At 58.3% G+C, this 20716-nt stretch carries 9 protein-coding genes and 1 tRNA gene; 8 read left to right on the top strand and 2 right to left on the bottom strand.

The window, feature by feature from the left end:
• Positions 1–154: 154 nt before the first annotated feature.
• Positions 155–1936: an ABC transporter substrate-binding protein gene (locus LKE08_RS19600; protein ID WP_324705939.1), complete on the top strand. Its 1782-nt coding sequence runs from the start codon at positions 155–157 to the stop codon at positions 1934–1936.
• A gap of 436 nt (positions 1937–2372) precedes the next feature.
• Positions 2373–3155, top strand: coding sequence for a nickel pincer cofactor biosynthesis protein LarB (larB, locus tag LKE08_RS19595; protein WP_324705938.1), 783 nt, complete (start codon positions 2373–2375; stop codon positions 3153–3155).
• 161 nt (positions 3156–3316) lie between these two features.
• Here the strand turns inward: larB and LKE08_RS19590 are convergent, their stop codons facing one another.
• The gene (locus tag LKE08_RS19590; RefSeq protein WP_324705937.1) at positions 3317–3934 is read right to left on the bottom strand and encodes a GNAT family N-acetyltransferase; all 618 of its coding nucleotides are present in this window, start codon (positions 3932–3934) and stop codon (positions 3317–3319) included.
• A 646-nt stretch (positions 3935–4580) separates the two neighbouring features.
• On the opposite strand from LKE08_RS19590, the gene LKE08_RS19585 reads away from it, so the two are divergent.
• The 4 genes from LKE08_RS19585 to LKE08_RS19570 all read left to right on the top strand — a co-directional run bounded on the left by LKE08_RS19585 (position 4581) and on the right by LKE08_RS19570 (position 11611).
• Positions 4581–8042: a response regulator gene (locus LKE08_RS19585; protein WP_324705936.1), complete on the top strand. Its 3462-nt coding sequence runs from the start codon at positions 4581–4583 to the stop codon at positions 8040–8042.
• 81 nt (positions 8043–8123) lie between these two features.
• Positions 8124–8194 (top strand) — tRNA-Gly (locus tag LKE08_RS19580).
• A gap of 311 nt (positions 8195–8505) precedes the next feature.
• The gene (locus LKE08_RS19575; protein WP_324705935.1) at positions 8506–9183 is read left to right on the top strand and encodes a GUN4 domain-containing protein; all 678 of its coding nucleotides are present in this window, start codon (positions 8506–8508) and stop codon (positions 9181–9183) included.
• Positions 9184–9325: 142 nt separating this feature from the next.
• The gene (locus LKE08_RS19570) at positions 9326–11611 is read left to right on the top strand and encodes a SulP family inorganic anion transporter (protein WP_324705934.1); all 2286 of its coding nucleotides are present in this window, start codon (positions 9326–9328) and stop codon (positions 11609–11611) included.
• 307 nt (positions 11612–11918) lie between these two features.
• Here the strand turns inward: LKE08_RS19570 and LKE08_RS19565 are convergent, their stop codons facing one another.
• Complete coding sequence (locus LKE08_RS19565) at positions 11919–12296, bottom strand: PH domain-containing protein (RefSeq protein ID WP_324705933.1); 378 nt, start codon at positions 12294–12296, stop codon at positions 11919–11921.
• Between the two features lie 359 nt (positions 12297–12655).
• Between LKE08_RS19565 and LKE08_RS19560 the strand changes: the two genes are divergently transcribed.
• Entirely contained in the window at positions 12656–15493 is a 2838-nt protein-coding gene (locus LKE08_RS19560) for a helicase-related protein (RefSeq protein WP_324705932.1), read from the top strand.
• 135 nt (positions 15494–15628) lie between these two features.
• The gene (locus LKE08_RS19555; RefSeq protein ID WP_324705931.1) at positions 15629–20440 is read left to right on the top strand and encodes a DUF559 domain-containing protein; all 4812 of its coding nucleotides are present in this window, start codon (positions 15629–15631) and stop codon (positions 20438–20440) included.
• Positions 20441–20716 lie beyond the last annotated feature (276 nt).

Here is a 20716-nt window from a genome sequence, read left to right as displayed (position 1 = left end):
AGGGTGTAGGGTGTAGGGTGTAGGGTGTAGGGTGTAGGGTGTAGGGTGTAGGGTGTAGGGTGTAGGGTGTAGGGGATTTTAGATTCTTCCCCTCCGCCCCTCCGCCTCCTCTGCTTCCTCTGCCTCCCCAAATGAACGATCGGGATTTAATATGATGAACCATTCCATCTTTCCCTGGCGATGGCATCGGTGGGTCGCCCGTTTTGCGGTGTCGGTTTTTGCGATCGCCGGCCTCGTCGCCTGCTCCCCGGCCCAATCCTCCGACGCCCCGTCCCGCCTGGTCGTCCCCACCCCCAGCGGACCGGGTACGTTCAACTATCCCCTCAACCAGTCCGCCTACAGCGTTTTCGGCTATATTTACAGTCCCCTGTTCGAGGAACACCCAATCACCGGGGAGCTCGAACCGGGTTTAGCGGAATCCTGGACCGTCTCCCCCGACGGCCAGACCATCGTCGTCACCCTGCGGGAGGGGTTGAAATGGTCTGACGGGGAACCCCTGACCGTCGATGACGTGATTTTTACTTACAATGAAATTTACCTCAACGACAACATTCCGACCAGCTTCAAAGATATCTTGAGAGTGGGGAGCGATCGCGCTTTTCCCACTGTCAAAAAAATCGGCGATCGTCAGGTGGAATTTTCCGTCCCCGAACCCTTCGCTCCCTTCCTCCGCTATGCCGGAGGCTTACCTATCTTACCCGCCCACGTCCTCGCCGAATCCGTCCGCACCCTCGATGCCGATGGCAACCCCAAATTTCTGACCACCTGGGGCACCGATACCGACCCCCAAAAAATCGTCGGCAGCGGGATGTACCGGATGCAAAGCTACACCTCCAACCAGCGGGTGATCTTGGAACGCAACCCCCACTACTGGCGAAAAGACGATCGCGGCAACCCCCAACCCTACATCGATCGCATCGTCTGGCAAATTATCGAAAGTACGGACACCCAACTGCTCAATTTCCGCTCCGGTTCCCTCGACAGCCTCGACGTCCAACCGGAAGCGTTCCCCCTCCTAAAACCCGAGGAAGAGCGGGGCCAATACACCATCTACAGCCCCGGCCCGGATACGGGAACCGTGTTCCTCTCTTTCAACCTCAACCGGGGCAAAAATGCCCGAGGAGAGCCCTTCGTCGAACCCTACAAGTCCGAGTGGTTCAACAATTTGGCATTCCGACAGGCCATTTACCACGGCATCAACCGGGAAGTCATGAAAAATAATATTTTCATGGGATTGGGAGAGCTGCAGCATTCTCCGATTCCGGTACAAAGTCCCTTTTATTTGTCCCCGGAAGAGGGGTTGAAAACCTACGACCACGACCCGGAAAAAGCCCGGGAATTGTTGCTCGGCGCCGGCTTCACCTATGATGAAAATGGCAAGCTGCGGGATGCGGACGGCAATCCAGTGCGGTTCACTTTGTTGGTGAGCTCGGGCAGAAAGGTGCGGGAACAGATGGCGACCCAAATCGATCGCGATCTGGCCGAGTTGGGCATCGAAGTGGACACCCTGTTTCTGAGTTTTAACACTTACGTCGATCGCCTGTCCAAGTCCCGGGATTGGGATGCCTATTTGGGCGGGTTCACCGGGGGCGGCGTTGAACCCCACGGCGGCTACAATATCTGGTCGGTGGAAGGCCGACTGCACACGTTCAACCAGGGACCGCAGCCTGGAGAGGATGGCATCGAAGGCTGGACGGTATCGGACTGGGAGCGACAAATTGACGAGTTGTACGTCCGGGCTTCCCAGGAGTTGGACGAGAAGAAGCGAAAGGAATTGTACGGGCAGGCCCAGCAGATTATCGCCGAAAATTTGCCGTTCATGTACATGGTGAATCCGCTGTCGTTCGAGGCGATCCGCGATCGCGTCGAGGGTATCGAATACACCCCCCTCGGCGGCGGATTTTGGAACTTGTACGAATTGGAAATCAAGGAATAATGGATATATTGATCTCCAACCAAATATCTAGAAACCGGGTTTCTACCAGTATCTCTCATCCCTCCAAACAACTCTCCTAGAAACCCGGTTTCTTCGCCTCCAGATATAAGCCCGCAAAGAGGGGTTGACAGGGGGGGGCGGGTCGCGGTAAGATCTTGACAGATAGTCTCATAATGGGAGTGGTTGCAAAAAAAATATTTTCGTCACCACTCCCATTATCTAAAATAATACCGGAAGTCAAGCGAAAAAGCAACCCCCCGCCAAAAAAGTCGAAATTTTTTAACATTTCTTAATTTTTTTTTGAAAAAAAAATAATCGATTGATGGAGGATGGGGGATGGCGGGGATTTCGCCCGTAGCGCCGATGACATCTCCCCCCAATTCGGGTCTGGATTATAATTATCAATTGTCAATGGTCAATTGTCAATTAATTTAAGATGAATCCCGACGCCTTACAAGATTTGCTCGAATCCGTCGCCCGGGGCAATTTGACCCCCGCCGATGCCCTGGAAAAAATGCGATATTTTGACTTCGAGCCGGTGGGGGATTACGCCCGGATCGACCACCACCGCAAGCTGAGGACGGGGTTTCCGGAGGTGATTTGGGGGCCGGGAAAAACGGTGGATCAACTCGTGGAAATCATGGGGGCGCTGGAGAAGCGAAATCCGGTGGTGATGGCGACGCGCATCGAGCCGGAGGTTTACGAAGAATTGCTCTTGGAAATTCCCGACTTGATCTATTATCGGGAAGCCCGGATTTGTGCGGTGGACCGGCGGAGTGCGACTCCCTCCCAGTGTAGTGGCGCGATCGCAATTTTGACAGCGGGGACGGCTGATTTACCAGTCGCAGAAGAAGCGGCGATAACGGCTACCCTGTCGGGGTTTTGCGTGAGGCGGCTGTGGGACGTGGGGGTGGCGGGGATTCACCGCTTGCTGGGGAATTGGCATCTGATCTCGGATGCGGACGTGCTGATCGTGGTCGCCGGGATGGAGGGGGCGCTGCCCAGCGTGGTGGCGGGGTTGGCGGACTGTCCGGTGATTGCGGTTCCCACGAGCGTGGGTTACGGCGCCAGTTTGAACGGGTTTGCGCCGCTGCTGACGATGCTGAATTCCTGCGCGGCGGGGGTGGGAGTCGTCAATATCGACAACGGATTCGGGGCGGCGATCTTGGCCGGCCAAATCCTGCGGGTGGGGGAGAAGTTGAAACGGAAGGGGGAGTAGGGAATAGGGAATAGGCAATAGGCAATAGGCAAGCTAGCAATCGGCAATCGGCAATAGGCAATCGGCAATAGGCAATCGGCAATCGGCAATAGGAGCTGGCTCCATTACTGCCTCCGCTTGACCGTTGCCTTCCTCTGCCTCCTCCGCTTCCTCCGCCCCCATCAGGGCGGGGACAGGGGTTTGGACAGGAACAGGCGCCGGGGTTGGCCGAAGAACAGGGAATCCCAGCCGGAACTGACCTCCTGGAGGCGATAACCGGCCCGGAAGTAGAGTTGTCGGGCTTGGTGGTTATTTTCGAGGACGTGGAGGTGCAGGGAGGAGAAGCCCCATTGCAGGGCGGTTTGTTCGCAGCGGGCCAGGAGGGTCTGGGCGACGCCGCGGCGTCGGAAACTGGGGTGGACGGCGAGGTTGGAGAGGTAGGGGTAGCGATCGCCCACGGACCAGGGAGACGACGATCGCAGTCCCATTTCCACGGTTCCGAGCAACTGTTCCGAGGCATTTTGGGGGACCGGGCCGAGGAGCGATCGGGATTTCGGGATCGTCGCCACCAGACAGGCGTAGTAGCCGGAGGCGGAAGAGAGGCGATTCCGCAAATCCTCGTAAATGCCGAGGCGAAAAATCGGGTACATGAAACCGGCCAGCCCCGCCCGGGAGTGAAAGCTATCGGCCAGGATCTCGGTCAACCGGGTCAAATCGGCCGGGGTGGCGGCGCGAATTTTCAGGGGGGAATCCCTGAACGCGCCGCCGGCATCATCTCGTCTGTGAGTCGTTGAGGTCAAGAAGAATGGCTCCACGATTCCAAGCCAACTTCTATACACTTTAGCCGATCTGCGGGAAACGGGCGACAACAATTTGCGGGGGAGTCATTGAAGGTAAAATAGATTTATGCATTGGACACCGCAATCTACACGGAGAGCGAGTCACCGGACGAAGCCGGGGGGTGTCGCGTCTACCCCGCGATCCGTTGAGCTTCCGAAACGGGTCGAGTCCCGTCCCCGTCGCCGGTCGAGTTCGGTCTGGTTCGAGAATGGCGATCGTCGCCGCGGTCGGATCGTCGCTCTCGATGCAGAGAATGGCGATCGGGGGGGGTCGAATCTCACCCCGAGGGCGGACGGGTAAGAATATGATTGACGATAGGAGTGCATCATGAGTTCGAGGCGGGCTGGCCGTCAAATCTCGCCAACGAGCACGATCGCCGATTTGCTAATTTTAACGGATGGCACGATCTCGACCGAGGAACGGTTCATGGGAAGGAAGGGATTTCGGGATTCGGGTGTCGCTCCCGACCGGATCGCCGGAGATCCGAATCGATTAAACAAGTGACGTAGAAGATGAATCGGTGAAGCCGAATCCTTGTTGAATCCGACCCGGACTTTCCCACATACGGACCCGATTTCATTAGCCCTTGCAGCAGGAGAGCGGTGCATGAATTCCTCCAAAAAAAAATTGAAGCCGACCATTTTAGTGGTTGATGACGAACCGGATAATCTGGATTTACTGTACCGCACCTTCCACCGCGAATTTAAAGTTCTCAGGGCACAAAGCGGACCGGCCGCGCTGAAGATTTTGGAAGAGGTGGGGGAGGTGGCGGTGATCATCTCCGACCAGCGGATGCCCTACATGAGCGGGACGGAGTTTCTGAGCCTGACGGCGACCCGATATCCCGACTCCATCCGCATCATCCTCACCGGCTACACCGACGTCGAAGATCTCGTCGAAGCGATCAACGCCGGGAAGGTGTTCAAATACGTCACGAAACCCTGGAAAGCCGACGAACTCAAGGCGATCGTGCGGCAGGGGTTGGAAACCCACAACGTCCTGAAATCCCGCACGGAAGAACTCCGCCGGGCCCTGCAACAGGAATCCCTGCTCTACGCCGTCACGAACACGATCCGCTCGGCTCCCAATTCCCGGGAAATGCTCCAGCGGATCGTGGAAACCGTCGGCCAGATGTTCGAGGTGAGCTACTGCATTTTGCAGCCGTTCCAGGACGGGGAGTGGATGGACGAGTGGTTCGCCTACGAGGCGCCGGGGGATCGTCAAATTCCCCTCGAACGCCACCGGTCGGAGTTCCGGTCCCTGGTGTGGGAAACGGCGGAGGTGGAAGCGATACCCGACTCGGAAGCGGGAGACTTTCGGGGCAGAGATTCCCCCGAGTGGCGGCGGCGCCGGGAGGTTTACGCCCGGGCCAACATCCGCTCCAGCTTGCTCGTCCCCCTGTACTACCGCGTCGAACTGATGGCGGTTCTAGCCCTGCACCAGTGCGACAAACCCCGCACTTGGCTGGACCACGAAGTGCAACTGGCTGTCACCGTCGCCGACCAGGCGGCTTTGGCTTTGTCCCAAGTGCGGGCCTACGAGCAGGTGCGGGAACTGGCCCGCCGGGAGGCCCTGGTCAACACCATCACCAACGCCATCCGGTCGAGCCTGGAACCGCAGAAGATCTTCGCGGCCATCACCCAGCAACTCGGCGAGGCTTTGAATGTGGACGGGTGCGCCCTGTCGCTGTGGACGCCGAGGGACGAGTACGTGCAGTGCGTGGGGCTCTACGATGCCGACGCGAAGGAGGCGGTGGTGGGGCAGATCGAGGAAGAAAAGGGGGCGGACGAATCGGAGGAGTTGGAGGAGTTGCCGCAGTCGGCGGTGCCCATCAGTGGCAACCCGGTATTGCAGCAGTTGGTTCGCACCCGAAAGCCGGTGGCGATCGCGGATCTGAGCCGACAACCCGATTGGAACCTGACAGAAATGCCGCTGCGATCGCCCTCGACCGCCCTATTGGTGGTTCCCCTGCTGTTGGACGGGGAAATTATCGGCAGCATCTCCCTGCGGCAAAATCACAAAATTCGCCACTGGCAGCCCTCGGACATCAATTTGGTGGAGGTGGTGGCGGCCCAGGCGGCCCTGGCTGTGCAGCAGGCCCGCCTCTACCAAAAAACCCGCCAGCAGGCCGATCGCCTCCTGGAGGCCGATCGCCTGAAAACGGAATTTTTCCAAAATATTTCCCACGAATTCCGCACCCCTTTAACCCTGACCATCGGCCCGCTGGAATCGGCCATCAACCAACAGCAGGATCTCCCCTACGAACAGGCCAAAATTGCTCTGCGGAACTCCCGCCGCCTGCTGCGGTTGGTGAATCAGTTATTGGACTTGCAGCGGTTCGATGCCGGACGGATGCAGCCGAGTTTCCGGCCCTGCGATTTGGTGGAATTTTGCCGCCAGACGGTGGAATCGTTCAAACCTTATTGCGATCGCAAAAACATCCGCCTCGTCACCCACCTGCAAGAGTGTCCCCAACTCTACCTCGACCTCGATCGCTTCGATAAGGTTCTCTACAACCTGCTCTCCAACGCCATGAAATTCACCCCCGCCGGAAAGACGATTACGGTGATATTGGAGCAACAGGGAAATTACTGCCGCCTGCAAGTTCGGGACACAGGGATCGGCATCCGCCCCGAACAGATTCCCTACCTGTTCGAGCGCTTCCGCCAAGCCGAGGGGTCGGCCAACCGCTCCTACGAGGGCAGCGGGTTGGGGTTAGCCTTGGTCAAAGAATTGGTGGACCTCCACCGGGGACAGATTACCGTGGATTCCGAGTACGGAGAAGGCACGACGTTCACCGTCTGGCTGCAACTCGGCAGCCTCCACCTGCCCCCGGAACAGGTGATCGAAATTCCCGCCGAATTCGACACCCGCCGCGCCGCCGTCGAGCTGGCTGATGTGGAGGTGGATTTGCCGGACGTGGTGGAGGACGCCCAAGATCTTCCCGAACTGTTAGTCCCCGAGGAAGAATTGCAGTCCAACACGATTTTGGTGGTGGACGACAACCCGGATTTGCGCCACTACGTCTCGATGATATTGCGACAGGTGGGATTCAACGTGGTTTTGGCGCAGAATGGAGCGGACGGCTTCAAGAAGGCGCAAATTTATCATCCGGACGTGATCGTGACGGATTTGATGATGCCGCAGGTGTCGGGGTTGGAGTTGATCCGGATGATCCGGGAGGACCGGGAATTGAAGGGGACGCCGACGATTTTGCTGACGGCGAAGGCGGACGAGGACACCCGCATCGAGGGAGTGGAGCGGGGGGCGGATGCCTACGTTTCCAAGCCGTTCAACGATCGCGAGTTGATCGCCGAGGTGCGGAATTTGCAGGCGTTGAAGGCCGAGGAGCGCCGGGTCGCCCATCTGAACAAGTACCTCACGGAGTCGGTACTGCGGCGCTTCCTGCCGGAGTCGATGGTGCAGAAGGCCGCCGCCGGGGACCTGACCCTGGATTTGCGCCCGGAACCGAAGTTGATCACGATTTTATTCAGCGATATCGTCGGGTTTACGCAGATGTCGAACGCGCTGCAGTCCCAGGGGGTGGCGGAGTTGCTCAATGAGTATTTGGCGGAGATGACCCGGGCCGTGTTCGAGAATGAGGGGACCGTGGATAAGTTTGTCGGGGACGCGGTGATGGCTCTGTACGGGGCGCCGGAGGAGATGAGTCCCGAGGAGCAGGTGGCGCGGGCGATCGCGACGGCCCGGAAGATGTTGCAATATCTGGAACGACTGAACCAAGGCTGGCGGGAACGGGGGTTGATCGGGACGAACGGCGTGCCACCGGTGCGGTTCCGGTGCGGGATTCACCAGGGGATGGCCGTGGTGGGGATGTTCGGTTCCCGGGAGCGATCGGACTTCACCGCCATCGGGCCTTCGGTGAACATCGCCGCCCGCCTCCAGGAGGCCACCGCACCGAACAGCATCATGGTGTCGGCGGAGGTGGCCGAGTACGTCCGGGACGAGGAGATCCTGAAGCGGGAGGCGATCGGCCTCAAGGGCATCGATGAGCCGGTGATGACGTTTGTGATCAGCCCGAAAGTCGGGCGGGCGAGGGATACGGCCTGAGTGTGGCGACTTTCAAAATTTTTTGTGCGGAGCTCTTGGCATTTGATTTTTTCCTGTGCTATATTGGTTTAGTGCCAATTTGCGGGCGTAGTTTAGTGGTAAAACCTTAGCCTTCCAAGCTAATGATGGGGGTTCGATTCCCCCCGCCCGCTTGTTAGTCAAACAACGAATTAGTGGGACTTTTGCCGCACAACCGGTGAAGGTTGGCGACTACCGTTACTTATTTGTTACTCATAAGCCCTGTCTACCATGGGTCAATACACTGTGTCAACGGTTGAATACTCAATCAAGCTTGACCAACAAATCAAAATTTATACATCAAGTATCCACTCTCTCTTACCCCCTCCCACCGGACAATTGCCTGTTGCCTGTTGCCTATTCCCTAGAGTGCGGGTGCGATTCGCGGTTTGCCGGATCGACCCGCCGTCGGGGCGAAAATTGAGGTGGGCGGTGCGGTTCGCGTTTGAGTCCGAGTCCGCCGTCCGACGCTGCATTGAAAGGAGACGGTACGGTGAAGGAAAAAGGGACGGCGTGGGCCGTGGCGGGAGTTTTCGTCGCGCTGACGGCGGTGGCGGGGTGCGGTCGGCTGTTGAACGAGGGGGGCGGGCGATCGCCATCTGCGGAAACGGAATCCTACGCCACCCTGGACGGGTTGTTGGCGGCGGGTGAGTGGGAGCAAGCCCAGGACGAGACGGCGCGGCTCATGGTGGAAACTGCCGGACGGGCGGAGGCTGGGTATTTGGTATCGGCGGACATCGAGGCGTTCCCCTGCGAAGACCTCCGCGCCATTGACGGGCTGTGGGCGAAACATTCCGGGAACCGCTTCGGCTTCGCGGCTCAGACGGACGCATACCGGCGGGCGGGCGGTACGGCAGATGGAAGCCTCGATGAAGAACAGTGGGAGCAATTCGCCGGGGACGTGGGCTGGCGGGACGGAAAGCGGTGGGCGTCGCTGTCGGGGTGGGGGATGGCACCCGACGACTTATTCCCGCTGACGTTCGACATTGCGGCTCCCCCCGGACACCTGCCCGTCATCAGAACCGAGGAGGTGTGGGCGACGAGCCTGTTTCACACCGTGATGCGGGAGGATATCTCGACCCTGGCACGGCGGGCGATCGCCTGCGGGTTGTCGGGACGTTGACGGAAGTGGGGGACGTCCCCGGCGGCAAGACGAACCTGACTTGCCCCGAGTGCGGGCATGGAAGCGAAGGTCCTCTCGGAGGCGGAGGTGGCGATATCGCGGGGGGACTGACGCGGTTCTGGGGGAGAGGGGGGAGGCGAGAATGAGGTACAAATTAATTGGCAATTTTCTGTCCCATGATTTCCAATTGTCCGACCGGATCAACGCACTGTTGCGGGAATTGCACCCGCGCCGCCTGATTCCCAGCCTGGTGGCGGGTACGATCGCGGGGGTCATCGAGGTCAGCTTCGCCCTATCCCTGATCGCCCTGGTTTTTTCCGGCGACCTGTCTGGCGGGCTGTGGGAAGGGGTTGCCATGGCGTTGGTGACGATCGCGGTCCTCAGCAGTTGGATCGCCCTGACCGGTTCCGCCCGGGGCGTCGTTTCCGGCCTCCAGGAGGGACCGATGGCGATCTGGGCGGGACTCGCGGCGGCGATCGCGGAGGGGATGTCGCCTGAAGCGACGGATAGGCAAGTCATCGCCACCGTGATGGCGGCGATGGGCTGCGCCGCGCTGCTGTCGGGAGGCGCCTGCTGGCTGTCGGGGTATCTAAAGCTGGGCCACCTGATCCGGGCGATCCCCTACCCAGTCGTGGGCGGGTTTTTGGCGGGAACCGGTTGGCTGCTGCTGATCGGGTCTGTCGGGATGATGGCGGATCTGCCCCTAACCCGCTCGAATTGGCTCCGGTTGTTCGCCCCCGATGTCCTCTGGCACTGGCTGTCCGGGGTCATTTTTGCGCTGATCTTATTCGGGATCTCCCGCCGATACCGCCACTGGGCGGCAGCTCCCCTGGGGATTTTGGCGGGTGTCGCCTTGTTTTACCTGCTCTGGGGAGCGACCGGACTGCCGTGGGAGGAGGCCCAAGCCCGGGGTTGGCTGCCGGCCGGTCTGCCCGAGGGCGCTCTCTGGCGGGGCTTCGACCCGGTTCGGTTGTCGGCGGTGCGCTGGTCGGCGATCGCGGTTCAAGCCGGTCCCCTGGCTGCCGTGGCGCTGTTCGTGGTGGTCGGTTCCTTGCTCAACGCCGTCGGCATCGAACTGGCTGTCCGAGAAGACATCGACCTCGATCGCGAGTTGCGGGCGGTGGGGACGGCGAATTTGATATCCGGCTTGGGCGGGGGTCTGGTGGGGTATCAATCCCTGAGCCTCTCCCTGCTCTCCCACCAACTGGGGGTGAAGCGCCGCTCGGTCGGGGTGTTTGCCGCCGCCGTGGCGGTGGCCGTCCTCGTCTGGGGGGCTCCGCTGCTGTCGGCTTTCCCCAAGCCCATCCTGGGCGGCCTGTCGGCTTTTTTGGGAGTCTCCCTCCTCGTCACTTGGGTTTGGGATATCCGCCGCCAGCTCGGTTTAATGGACTATTTCAGCTTGCTTTCGATTTGGGTCGCGATCGCCGCGGTCGGTTTTTGGGAGGGGATCGTCGTCGGGCTGGGGATCGCCGTCGTCCTGTTCGCCCTCAACTGCAGCCGCATCTCCCCCGTCCGGGAATGGCAGGCCGGCGCGATCGCCTCGAGTCACAAACTGCGCCCCGCCTACCAACGGCAGATCCTCCGGCACAACGACGGCCAGCTTGAGATCCTGCTCCTCCAAGGGTTTCTATTTTTCGGCACCGCCAACTCCCTCATCGAGCAGGTTTGCAGCCGCATCTGCGATCCCCGCCGCCCGCCGCTCCGCTTTCTCATCCTCGACTTCGGGCGGGTGGCCGGCATCGACTCGTCCGCCGCCTTCGGCTTCGCCAAAATTCGCCAAGTCGCCCGCCGACACCAGATCATTTTGGTGCTCGTACACCTGTCCCCCGACATCGAACGGCAACTGCGGCGGGCAAATGTTCTGGCCGAGGGCGATTTGAGTTGTCGGGTATTTCCCGATCGCGATCGCGGTACGGAGTGGTGCGAGGAGCGCATTTTAAATACCGGCCTGTGGAAATACCGCCGCTGGATTTGTTGCTGGGAAAAACTTCACACCCGGCGGCTGGATGTGGAACTGGCGAAGATTTTGGGCGGCTCCAAATCCCTCGACGCCTTCAAAGGATATCTGGAATTGCTGCACCTGGGCGAATCTGCCGCCGTCTTTCGCCAGGGGGACCCCCACTGCGGCCTGTATTTCATTCGATGGGGGCAGGTCAGCATTTGGGTGGACCCTCCAAATCGCCCGCCGCTGCGGCTGTGGACGCTGGGCAACGGCTCCATTTTTGGCAAGACCGGACTCTCTCCGACGGCGACCCGACTCTCTACCGCGATCGCCGATCGCCCGAGTGCCCTCTACCGCCTCTCGCCCGCCGCCCTGGCTCGGATGAAGGAAAAAGATCCGCAACTGGCTGTGGCTTTGGAACACCACGTTCTCATGCTGTTGTGCGAGGAACATCTGCGGGAGCGGGAACGCGGGCTGGGGGAATGAGTTCCGCGCCGGCGTCGCTCCGGATGGTGTGGGGAGAACATCTTGACCCGTATGAAGTTGGGTTCGGTGCCTCTCCCCCCATCGGTGCGCTGCTTCCCCTTCCTCCGTCGTATTTCCACGGAATTTTGATGGTCTTTTCGCCCCTCCTTTTTCGCTCCGTTTACGGAGGTTTTTTTCGTCAACCGTCGCGATCGCCGCCGACTCCCCGCACCCCGTCACCCCCAACCCGGGCGGGGCCGTCGCTTCCCGGATGAACTGTTGTCAACTCAAATCGAACTATCGTTTCCGTGAAACCCGGTTTATAGATTCACTTGAGGGTATAAGTCGCCAGCACTTTCTGCACCTCGTAAATATCGACGTTTTTGTTGAATTTTTTCTCCAGCGGCATCGGGTTGCTGCCGATCCAAATTTTCAACTCGGCGTCGGAGTCGAAATGTCCCACTGTCTCGATACTGAATTGGGTGATTTTGCCGTAAGGTATCGACAAATATTCGATCTTTTTGCCCGTCATCCCCTGAACGTCCACCAATATCAGGCGGTAGTTGGTGAAAATAAACGTATCTCGAAAAACGTGAAATCCGACTTCGATCGCCTCATTTTCAACCAACAGTCTGCCATACTCCGATTCGAGCTGCCGTTGCGAGACGACTCCCGCATTTCCTTTTAAATTAGAAATCAATCCCATGATTTTCTCCGGTTAATATAGCCATCAGCTTTCGGCTCGGGGCGCGATCGCGAAGTCCGCCCATCGCCCGGTTTTGCCTTCCCGATGGTGGAAACCCTTCCATTCTACTCCCCACCCCCTCAGATCGGCACCGTCGCGGATTTTTAAGAAATGTGAAACTTCGTCATCCTCAGAAATGTATAGCCACGGACAGAACGGTTCGGACATTGCGATCTGTAGAAAGGGAGTAGGGAGTAGGAAGAGCTGTCCTAACTGCCTTGGCGGTTGCTATCAAAGTTTTTTTAATACAGCTTGAAATCAGTCCTTTTCCGGGATATACTGCTCTGAGAGCCACTCAAAATGATCCCTTTTCCCCTTCGATGACCGAACCGTTCCGCCCTTCGCCGGGTGCCGTCGTTACCTGCCGCGATCGCCGCTGGATCGTACTCCCCTCCGAGCTGCCCGAAGTCGTCCGCCTACGGCCCCTGAGCGGTAGCGAAGAGCAGATTTGTGGCATCTACCAACCCCTGCAACAAGAAGCGATCGCCCCCGCCCAATTTCCGCCCCCCGACCCGAATGCGATCGCCGATCACGACGCGGCCCGACTCCTCCTCGATGCCGCCCGGTTGAGCCTGCGGAGCGGGGCCGGGCCCTTCCGGTCCCTGGGGCGGCTGTCCGTGCGCCCCCGGCCCTACCAACTCGTCCCCCTGCTGATGGCCCTGCGGCTCGACACCATCCGCCTGCTGATCGCCGACGACGTGGGCATCGGCAAAACCATCGAAGCGGGACTCATCGCCCGGGAAATGCTCGATCGCGGCGAAATCAGACGCCTAGGGGTCCTCTGTCCCCCCCACCTGTGCGACCAGTGGCGGCGGGAACTGCGACAAAAATTCCACATTGACGCGGCCGTAATCCGCTCCGGCACCGTCGGCCAACTGGAACGGGCCCTACCCGCCGGCGACCACCACATTTTCGGCTACTACCGCCATATTATCGTCAGTTTGGACTACGCCAAATCCGATCGCCGCCGCGCCAGTTTCCTCGCCCACTGCCCCGATCTGGTGATCGTGGATGAGGCCCACACCTGCGCCCGCCCGGGAGGCCGCAGCGCCGCCCAACAGCAGCGGCACCAACTGCTCGCAGAAATCGCAGACAACGACCGACAACACCTGATTTTACTCACCGCCACCCCCCACAGCGGCATCGAAGCATCCTTCCTGTCCGTTCTCGGTTTGCTCGATCGCCGCTTTGCAACCTGGGAGCTCGACAACCTCACCCAAAACCAGCGCATCGAACTGGCCCGCCACTTCGTCCAGCGGCGCCGCGCCGACGTAAAACGCTGGCTGGGGGACGAGACGCCCTTCCCGGAGCGCACGTCCCATGATCGCCCCTACAAGCTCTCCAAAGAGTACAAAACCCTGTTCGAGGACGCCTACAACTTCGCCCGGGGCCTGGTGAAAACGGCCACCGGCGAGATGAGTTACGCCCAGCGACGGGGGCGGTACTGGGCAGCCCTGGCCCTGATCCGCTGCGTTATGTCCTCCCCGGAGGCCGCGATCGCCACCTTGGGGAAACAGGCCGAAAAGGCCGCCGAAACCGAGGCGATCGCGGAAATTGACGAAGATCTGATGGTCGCCTACACCTACGACCCCACGGACCGGGAACAGGCCACCGATGCCCAACCCGCGATCGCGATCGAGGGGGGAGGGTCCACCTACAAAGACCGCGATCGCCGGAAACTGCGGGAGTTCATCCGATCCGCCGAACAACTCAAAGGCCCCAAAGACGCCAAACTACAGGCCGCCGCGGCCACCGTCGCCGAACTCCTCGACCAGGGCCTGCACCCGATCGTCTGGTGCCGGTACATCGCCACGGCCAACTATCTCGCGGCCGAATTGCGGACCCGGTTGGAGAAAAAGCGCCAGGACCAAACCCGGGTCATCGCCATCACCGGGGAACAGTCGGAAAGCGAACGGGAGGCGCGGCTCGAAGAATTGACCCAGTACCCCCGGCGGGTTCTGGTCGCCACGGACTGCCTCAGCGAGGGGGTGAACCTGCAGGAGCACTTCAACGCCGTGCTGCACTATGACCTCCCCTGGAACCCCAACCGCCTGGAACAGCGGGAAGGCCGGGTCGATCGCTACGGCCAGAGCGCCCCGGAGGTACACAGTTATCTGCTCTACGGACAGGATAACCCCGTCGATGGCGCCGTGCTGGAAGTGCTGATCCGCAAGGCGGTGGAAATTCACAGAACCCTGGGCATCACCGTCCCCGTGCCGATGGACAGCGCCACTGTCTCTGAGGCGGTGTTCAAGTCCCTGTTCGATCGCCAAACGGATGCCGAGCAACTGTCGCTGCTGGATCTGCTTGACGAGGAGGAGCTCCCCGTCGAGCGGGTGCACAAAAGCTGGGATCGCGCTGTGGAGCGGGAAAAGGTCAGCCGCACCCGGTTCGCTCAAGCGGCTATCAAGCCGGAGGAGGTGGAGCGGGAATTGTTGGAGAGCGATCGCGTTTTGGGGAGCACCGCCGATGTGGAGCGGTTCGTCAAAGATGCCTGTGCCCGGCTGAATGCCTCGTTGCAGAAGAAGAAACGGGGTTGGCGCCTGCCTTCCATTCCCCCGGTTTTGCAACCCCGCCTGGGGGACCAGCCGCGGCTGATTGCATTTGTTTCGCCGACGCCGGAGGGGGCCGAATATGTGGGCCGTAACCATCCCCTGGTGGAGGGGTTGGCGCGGTATATTTTGGAGGACAGTTTGGAAAATGCCGAAAGTGCGATCGCCGGACGGTGCGGGTTGACGATGACGGACGCGGTGGAGCGGCGCACGACTTTATTATTGTTGCGATCGCGCTATTTATTTGAGAGCCCCCGAGTCGAGACGCTCCTGGCCGAGGAGTGTTTCGTGGCGGGGTTCACCGGACCCCCGTCAAACCCCCTGTGGTTGGAACCGGAGGAGGCGCAAAATTTGATCCGGGAGGCCGAACCCGTGGCGGATATGGCCCCGGTATTGAAGCGGCGGGACCTGGCGGAGGTGCTGGCGGGACTGCACCGCTTGGATGGGGAGTTGGAAGCGATCGCCCATATTCGCGCCCAAAATCTGGCTCAATCTCACCGCCGCGTCCGCAGCATCACGAAAGAGGGGCAAATTAAGGTCAAACCTCAGTTGCCGATGGATGTTTTGGGGCTGTTTGTTTTGCAACCGGCGGTGAGGAGGGAGTAGGGAGTGGGTTGGATCTGAAACTGCCAATATCGCGATTTTTTTTAAAACCACAGAGGCACAGAGGACACGGAGGAGTTATTGATGGAGATTTAATCATCCCACTCCCTAATCCCCAGCACTATATCAGGAGAAACAATGGCTAATTTATCGGGGTTACAAATTGAAGGAAATTTGATTGTCTCTGACCTGACTTCGGATTTGTTGGCCGGGGATATCAAGGGTCAGGCGGCTGAGGATTTCGGACTCGGAAAAAGTGACAAGTTGGCGGATGAAATTGCGATCGCCTGGGGGGATGCGAAGGCCTACTGGGCGGCGTTCCGGCGGGCTTTTTCCCGGCTACCGGAGGGGGATGCGGCGACGACGGCGACTCGGGAACAGTGGGTGGTGCCGCTGTTGCGGAGTTTGGGTTATGACCCGGTTTATGTGGCCAAGGCGGAGGTGGTGGAGGGGCTCACCTACGCCATTTCTCACCGGGCCGAACCGGGGGCGGATAAACCTCCCGTGCATATCGTTGGGGCGGGGGTGCGATTGGAGGAGCGCCCCCCCAGTGGCACGCCACGGCTTTCAGCCCATGCCCTCGTACAGGAGTACCTGAACCGCACGGAACACCTGTGGGCGGTGGTTACGAACGGGCTGCGGTGGCGTCTGCTGCGGGATTCCAGCCTGATGACGCGGTTGAGTTATATCGAATTTGACCTGGAACAGATTCTCGACGGGGAGAATTTCGCGGAATTTGGGCTATTTTATCGCCTGTTTCACCGATCGCGGCTTCCCCGGGATGCGGACGACGCCGATCGCTGTCTGCTGGAATTTTACCACCAGGAGTCCCTGCAGCAGGGGGGACGGGTGCGCGATCGCCTGCGGGACGGGGTGGAACGGGCCCTGGTGCTCTTGGGGACGGGGTTCCTTCAGTGGCCCTCTTCCCCTAGCCCCTTCTCCCTCGGGGAGAAGGGGGACAAGAGTTCTTTATCCTCGGGACTCTCGGGGCCCTCTTCCCCTAACCCCTTCTCCCTCGGGGAGAAGGGGAACCAGTCGGAGGAGAAGGGCAACAATAAACTCTTACCCCCCCTCGCCCCCAGGGAGAGGGGGCCGGGGGGAGAGGGCGCAACCACCTTTTACCGCCTACTGCTGCGGCTGATTTACCGCCTACTGTTTTTGATGGTGGCTGAGTCCCGGGGCGCCCTGCTGGCGGGTTCGGACGCGGAGAAGGCGCGAATTTACACCGAATATTACAGCATCGAGCGATTGCGGACGATCGCCGAAAAACCCAGCTATCGGCGGGAGGGATATCAGGATTTGTGGCAGGGGTTGCGGGTGACGTTCGCTTTATTTGACGAAAATTGGCGGGGGCGGCTGTTGGATTTGTCCCCTTTGAACGGGGATTTATTCGGGTCGGAATCTTTGGCGGAATTGGACGAGTATGCGATCGACAACCACGACTTAAAAACGGCGATCTGGCACCTGTCTATGTACGAAAATAAGGGTCAGTGGCGGCGGGTGAATTACGGCGCCTTGGATGTGGAGGAGTTGGGCAGCGTCTACGAAAGTTTACTGGATTTCAACCCCAAAATTGAGTGCAAGTCCGGGATTTACTATTTCCGTTTGGTGACGGGAAGCGATCGCAAAACTACGGGCTCTTATTACACCCCCCCGGCTTTGGTGGGACAGTTGATCGAAAGTGCGCTCGAACCGGTTATTGCCCAACGATTGCAGTCTGTGGGGCCCTCTTCCCCTAGCCCCTTCTCCCTCGGGGAGAAGGGGGACAAGAGTTCTTTATCTTCGGGGTCCTCGGGGCCCTCTTCCCCTAACCCCTTCTCCCTCGGGGAGAAGGGGGACCAGTCGGAGGAGGAGGGAAACAATAAACTCTTACCCCCCCTCGCCCCCAGGGAGAGGGGGTCGGGGGGAGAGGGAAAATGGGAAATCCCCCCCCACCTACAAAAGCGGATGCTGGAAATTGCCCGACAGTTTCGCAAGGAACCGACCCCCAGCGAAGCGATTTTGTGGCAAGCTTTGCGGCGCCGACAACTCGAAAACCGCAAATTCCGCCGACAGCATCCCATCGGAACTTTTATTGTCGATTTCTTCTGTTGGCAAGAACGCTTAATTGTCGAAGTAGACGGCCCCATTCACGAACGCCAACGGGAAGCGGACCGACAGCGACAGGAACTTTTGGAGTCCTTGGGCCTGCATTTTGTCCGAGTCACCAGTGAGGAGGTGGAAAATAACCTTCCCAAAGTGTTGGAGACGATTAAACAGTCCTTTGGACTTTTGGGACCCTTGGAACCCTCGGAGCCCTCTTCCCCTAGCCCCTTCTCCCTCGGGGAGAAGGGGGACAAGAGTTCTTTATCCTTGGGGTCTTTGGGGCCCTCTTCCCCTAACCCCTTCTCCCTCGGGGAGAAGGGGGACAAGAGTTCTTTATCCTCGGAGTCTTTGGGGCCCTCATCCCCTAACCCCTTCTCCCTCGGGGAGAAGGGGAACCAGTCGGAGGAGGAGGGAAACAATAAACTCTTACCCCCCCTCGCCCCCAGGGAGAGGGGGCTGGGGGGAGAGGGAGAAGCCGCCCTCCTCTCCCTGAAAATCTGTGACCCTGCCTGCGGTTCGGGGCACTTTCTCCTGGCGGCGGCGCGGCGTTTGGGGAAGGAGTTGGCCCGGGTGCGGACGGGGGAGGCACAGCCGGGACCCGAACCGCTGCGACAGGCGATTCGGGATGTGATTCAACATTGTATTTATGGGGTGGATTTGAATCCCTTGGCTGTGGATTTGTGCAAGGTGGCGTTGTGGATTGAGGGGTTCTGTCGGGGGTTGCCGCTGAACTTTTTGGACCACCGGATTAAGTGCGGTAATTCCCTCGTCGGGGTGTTGGACGTGGATTGTTTGGATGAGGGGATACCGGACGCGGCTTTTAAGGCGATGACGGGGGACGATAAGAAGGTTGTCGCCAGTTTTAAAAAGCGCAACAAGCAGGAACTTAAGGATATTGAAACCGGACAGTTATCGCTGGTTTTTGAAGACCCGAAATCGGCGGGACGCCAGGAGTATGCTAAGGAGTATCAGGCCTTGGGTGAGAGTCCGGAAACGACGACGGATGAGGTGAAGCGGAAGGCGGAGGAATACCAACTGCTGCACAGTCCGGATAATTTGAAATGGTGGCGCGATCGCACGGCTTGTAATTTGTGGACGGCCGCATTTTTTACCCCCCTGACGTTGCAGAATTTGCAGTTAATTCCTACTTCGGCGACCTTGCATCGGGTGTTGGAAGGGGCGACGGCGGAGGAGTTGACGCGGGAGGGGACGGCTTTATTTGCCATCATAGATGCGGCGAACCGGGTGGCGGATTCTTATCGCTTTTTTCATTGGGCGATCGAGTTTCCGGATGTGTTCGAGAATGGCGGGTTTGACTGCGTTTTGGGGAATCCGCCTTGGGAACAATTACAAATTGCAGAAAAGGAGTTTTTTGCCGGGAAGGATGATACAATCGTTTCGGCAAAAACAAGCGTGGCACGGAAAAAGTTGATCGCCAAGTTGCCGCAGGAAAATCCGCAGTTGGCGAAGGCTTGGGCGGATGCCAAATATTTCGCGGACGCACAGAATAAATTTATCCGAGAGTCGCGGCGGTTTCCATTAACTGCCACCGGAAAAATTAACACTTATGCCGTTTTTTCAGAAACGGCAAGAAATCTGATTTCTGATTCTGGCTATGCGGGAATTATCGTTCCGACGGGTATCGCGACGGATGCGACTTGCCAGCATTTTTTTGGGGATTTAGTGAAAAAAAAATCATTGAAGACACTCTTTGATTTTGAAAATCGAAGAAAATTATTTTCCGACGTTGACAGTCGGATGAAATTCGCGTTGCTTGTCATCGGACAAGTAGAAATAAATACAACTGATTTTTCTTTCTTTTTGCTGGAGCCGAATCAAGTCAATGATTTATCCAGAAAATTTGAGTTGCAGCCCGAAGATATACAATTGATGAATCCCAATACTCTAACCTGTCCAATTTTCCGAACTCGCACGGATGCGGAATTGACGAAGAAAATTTATCGGCGAGTTCCGGTATTGGAAAACGAACAGACGGGCGAAAATCCTTGGGGAATTTCGTTTATGCAAGGATTGTTTAATATGTCTAGCGATAGCGGTTTGTTTTATGACGAACCGGGAAGCGATCGCCTTCCGCTTTATGAAGCAAAGATGTTTTGGCAATTCGATCATCGACATGGAACTTATCAGGGAGATAAAACTGAAAATCTGTCCATCGAAGACAAACAAAATCCCGATTATTCTGTTACGCCGCGTTACTGGGTCGATCGCACCGAAGTTGAAAATAAATTGGGCGATCGATGGGATAAAGAATGGCTGATGGCTTTGAGAAAAACTTGTAGATCTACGGATGAAAGAACATCTATATTGAGTCTCGTTCCTAGGTTTGGAATAAATGATAAGTCACCCTTGATTTTTGTCGGCAGTGAAAACATACCAAAAACGCCTTGTTTTCTGGGAAATATTAATAGTATTGTTTTTGATTTCATAACTCGTCAAAAACTCGGGGGTATAGATTTTAGCTTTTTCATCCTCAAACAACTTCCCATCATCCCCCCCGACTGGTACACCCCAGAAGACATCGAATACATCAGCAGCCGCGTCCTGGAACTGGTGTACACCACCCACGACATGAAACCCTTCGCGGCGGATATGGGATACAGCGGCGAGCCCTTCATTTGGGACGAAAACCGCCGCGCCATATTAAAAGCGGAATTAGATGCAAAATACGCCCGCCTCTACGGGCTCACCCGGGACGAGCTCCGCTACATCCTGGACCCCGCCGACATCCACGGCGACGACTTCCCCAGCGAAACTTTCCGAGTCTTAAAAAACAATGAAATGAAAGCCTATGGAGAATACCGCACGCGGCGCCTGGTATTGGAGGCGTGGGATAGGTTGGGTTGAGGGCCCTCTCCCTAAATCTTTCTGCCTCGGGGAGAGGGATTTAGGGGGAAGGGGGTGCGATCGCTTTTTTTTACAGGCAAGATGCCTGGGCTACTCATGTGGTAAAATAAATTCGATGGTGTTGCCCTATTTCATCTCCCGGCTGGTGGGATAATGGATGGGTAGGAAAGGCGCCGCCATCCCATCTGGTCGAACACCTGAACCGCTTGGGAATCAATTCCCAAGCTAATAGCCGAAATCATCTGAAGATGATTGGGGAAGTTATAATAACTGCGG

It is taken from the genome of Lyngbya sp. CCY1209, assembly GCF_035615495.1.
GTDB lineage: Bacteria > Cyanobacteriota > Cyanobacteriia > Cyanobacteriales > Microcoleaceae > Limnospira.
This window is presented reverse-complemented; position numbering and strand designations above follow the sequence as displayed.

Bases quoted from the DNA above. Each gene is read 5' to 3' on its own strand.
- LKE08_RS19600 (WP_324705939.1), top strand. From the start codon at position 155: ATGAACCATTCCATCTTTCCCTGGCGATGGCATCGGTGGGTCGCCCGT.
- larB (WP_324705938.1), top strand. From the start codon at position 2,373: ATGAATCCCGACGCCTTACAAGATTTGCTCGAATCCGTCGCCCGGGGC.
- LKE08_RS19585 (WP_324705936.1), top strand. From the start codon at position 4,581: ATGAATTCCTCCAAAAAAAAATTGAAGCCGACCATTTTAGTGGTTGAT.
- LKE08_RS19570 (WP_324705934.1), top strand. From the start codon at position 9,326: ATGAGGTACAAATTAATTGGCAATTTTCTGTCCCATGATTTCCAATTG.
- LKE08_RS19565 (WP_324705933.1), bottom strand. From the start codon at position 12,296: ATGGGATTGATTTCTAATTTAAAAGGAAATGCGGGAGTCGTCTCGCAA.
- LKE08_RS19560 (WP_324705932.1), top strand. From the start codon at position 12,656: ATGACCGAACCGTTCCGCCCTTCGCCGGGTGCCGTCGTTACCTGCCGC.
- LKE08_RS19555 (WP_324705931.1), top strand. From the start codon at position 15,629: ATGGCTAATTTATCGGGGTTACAAATTGAAGGAAATTTGATTGTCTCT.